This is a genomic window from Pelomonas sp. KK5, assembly GCF_001984095.1.
Classification (GTDB): Bacteria; Pseudomonadota; Gammaproteobacteria; order Burkholderiales; family Burkholderiaceae_C; genus KK5.
The window spans coordinates 1-2,702 of sequence record NZ_LYVQ01000406.1; the positions used below are offsets into that span (position 1 = coordinate 1).

The 2,702-nt window shown below is 58.4% G+C and carries 3 protein-coding genes; all 3 read left to right on the plus strand.

Annotated elements, in window-relative coordinates:
* Positions 1–60 precede the first annotated feature (60 nt).
* The 3 genes from B0W88_RS31030 (at position 61) to B0W88_RS31035 (ending at position 2,207) form a co-directional block, all read left to right on the plus strand.
* Positions 61–357: a hypothetical protein gene (locus B0W88_RS31030; RefSeq protein WP_077038325.1), complete on the plus strand. Its 297-nt coding sequence runs from the start codon at positions 61–63 to the stop codon at positions 355–357.
* 67 nt (positions 358–424) lie between these two features.
* Entirely contained in the window at positions 425–1,027 is a 603-nt protein-coding gene (locus B0W88_RS34020; RefSeq protein WP_158080984.1) for a hypothetical protein, read from the plus strand.
* 400 nt (positions 1,028–1,427) lie between these two features.
* Entirely contained in the window at positions 1,428–2,207 is a 780-nt protein-coding gene (locus B0W88_RS31035) for an ATP-grasp domain-containing protein (RefSeq protein ID WP_077038326.1), read from the plus strand.
* Positions 2,208–2,702: the final 495 nt, after the last annotated feature.

The window sequence follows — 2,702 nt, forward strand, 5'->3', positions numbered from 1 at the left end:
AACCCGCAGTTGCAGCCGACGCCTAACGGCGCGGCTGAACGCAATCGTTAGGCGCCTCAGATGACCATTGATCTCCGCGCCCTCGCGGACACAGTCAACGACGAGCAGGAGTTCCTCGCGTTCCTGGCAGCGCTCGCCACCGATTGGCACGAGGAGAAGGACATCGAAGCACTCAAGCCGTCCAGCCCGTATGGCGCTGGCGCCCTCGGATGGGAGAACGGAACCGTGGGAGCGGTGCTTGAGGCCGCCGCGAGTTGGGGCGAGGCCTCCATCGCAGGCCTTCCTCTCTACGAGAAGCCTGCCAACCCGTGGCGCCGAGTTGCACAGATCCTGCTCGCCGGGAAGTTCTATGAGTAAGTCGGTGCCTAACCCGCAGTTCCAGCCGACGCCTAACGGCGCGGCTGAACGCAATCGTTAGCGCGCTATGAACGCATGGGGTTCTCTTCTACCAGCAACTGCAGTTGTCGCCGTGCTCCTCTTCATTGCGCGGGAGACATTGGAGTATTTCCGAAGACGAGGTGCGGACAAACGAAAGGTGTCTGCGCTAACGCATCTTCTCGCGCGTGAGTGCGAGCTCAACTATTGGGCAATTAAGGCTCTTCGATACATCGCCATTCAAATACCCACAGACGAGAATCCTGGGGAGGGGATGCAGGTGACTATAGAGAGAAAGCCGAGCGGCCGCTCCTATGCTCGAATTGTTAGCGCAGACGGCGGGACCGAGTCGCATCATCCGGTTCCGAGAGTTCATCGGGAACTAATGTCTAAATTTTTGTTGGACGTCGCCACAATTGATCGAGAACTCTTCGTCGTCATGGAACCGGCCTACGATGCCTTAAGTCATCTGGAGCACGTCCGAGAAAGCTTCGTCAATGCTCCGGAGGCGTCTGACTTCATCGGGCAAGACGGATATCTGGAAGGCTTGGCCGGATTCGCGCTTGACGAACTTCTCAAGGCAGAGGACAAGATTGGGCGTCTCTATCGTCATTGCACAGGCAACGAACTCACAAAGCATCGTGTCCGATGAAGCGCCCTAACCAGCAGTTGCAGCCGACGCCTAACGGCGCGGCTGAACGCAATCGTTAGGCCTGCTAGCGCATGGAACCAGTCGTCGTCCTCGAAGAACGGCAAGCGCGGGGCCAGGTCGTGCCAACGGACCTCCCCTACCGTTCTTTGGCAAGGCCAGTCAGGGCCGCCTGTCCTCCGGCAGTCGGCTCACGCATGCTTTTGCGGCGCCTCTGTGGGAAGCTAGTCAGCGCATGAGTTCCGCCTCGAAGAATGACAGGCAGCAGCGCTGCGGCTATTCTTCTGGCTCAGCGGGCAGCGCTTTCGCGGGTGGGTCGTCTGGCCCTCGGTTTCCGCTGCCTAACCTTTTGTTCCAGCCGACGCCTAACGGCGCGGCTGAACACTATCGTTAGCCCTCAAAGATGCACCTTCTCTTCCCGTCAGATCCGTTCTCCAGTTCATCGGTTGATGACGCCTATGCCGAGGAACGCGAAGCCATGCGGGCGCTCGGAATCGAGTGCTCGTTGTTTTCGTTTGAGGAGTTCGAGGCCGGTAAGTTCAGAGCGAAGCCTGCAATTCCTGCCAACGCGGAGGTCGTCTATCGCGGATGGATGCTTACGCCTGAAATCTACGCGCGGCTGGAGTCAGCAGTTGGGGCAGCGGGGTCAAGATTGAAGACCAGTTCAAGCCAATACCGCCTTTGCCACTACTTGCCAGAGTGGTACGAATCGTGTCGCGAACTTACGCCGGAGACTGTGTTCTGCCAGAGAGATTCAGACTTTGCGGCAGTGCTTTCCGAGAAGAACTGGCCGGGCTATTTCGTGAAGGACTATGTCAAGTCCCTCACCACGGCACGCGGCTCGGTGGCTGCCACTGTTCAGGAAGTGGCCAAGGTCGTCATTTTGATCGAGAAGTTTCGCGGCCAAGTCGAAGGTGGGGTGTGCGTTCGACGACTGGAGTCGCTTCGGCCGGAAACCGAAGACCGCTATTTCGTTGTTGGTGGTGTCGCGCATGCACGGAACGGCGTTGTGCCGCCTATCGTTCAGGAAGTCGCATCTCGAATCAGCAGCCCGTTTTATTCGGTCGACATTGTTGAAGCCGAAGACGGTAGCCTGCGGCTCATTGAACTTAGCGATGGGCAAGTCAGCGATCGCAAGAATTGGCCCGCATCCCGTTTTGCGGAGGTCCTCAGTGAGGGCTAACCCGTCATTGCAGCGGACCGCCTTCGGCGGCCGCAGAATTCAGACGTTAGGCGGCAAAGCAATGTCGGCTCCTGCGCTAGAAAGCCAATGGTGCCTCGTAGGCAACATCCATGGAGTTCGATCGCCCGTGCACGAAACTGTGCCATCCGGGATCAAGCACTTCAGCGGTGGGACTAAGGTCTATTGCCTGCCAGCGCAGTGGGGTGACGGCTACGAAAAGATCGTGGTCATCGGCAAGCATCGTGGGTCGCCGTCGCTTGCACGCTTGGTCGTTCCATCTGGGATCGTGTCCAATTGGCGAGCACAAGTTGTGTACTCGCCAAGCGTACTTCGGAGCATTCACGATTGGTGCTCCGGCGAAGGTCACCGGAACTGGCAAACCAGGGAAGAGGTAGAAGAGTATGCACATCGGCTTACCACCATCGAATGCGGTCCAAGTGCAGCCTAACCCGCAGTTCCAGCCGACGCCTAACGGCGCGGCTGAACGCAATCGTT

What these genes read in the sequence shown, in the direction of transcription:
- B0W88_RS31035 (WP_077038326.1), top strand. Translation starts at nt 1,428, where the DNA reads ATGCACCTTCTCTTCCCGTCAGATCCGTTCTCCAGTTCATCGGTTGAT.
- B0W88_RS31030 (WP_077038325.1), top strand. Translation starts at nt 61, where the DNA reads ATGACCATTGATCTCCGCGCCCTCGCGGACACAGTCAACGACGAGCAG.
- B0W88_RS34020 (WP_158080984.1), top strand. Translation starts at nt 425, where the DNA reads ATGAACGCATGGGGTTCTCTTCTACCAGCAACTGCAGTTGTCGCCGTG.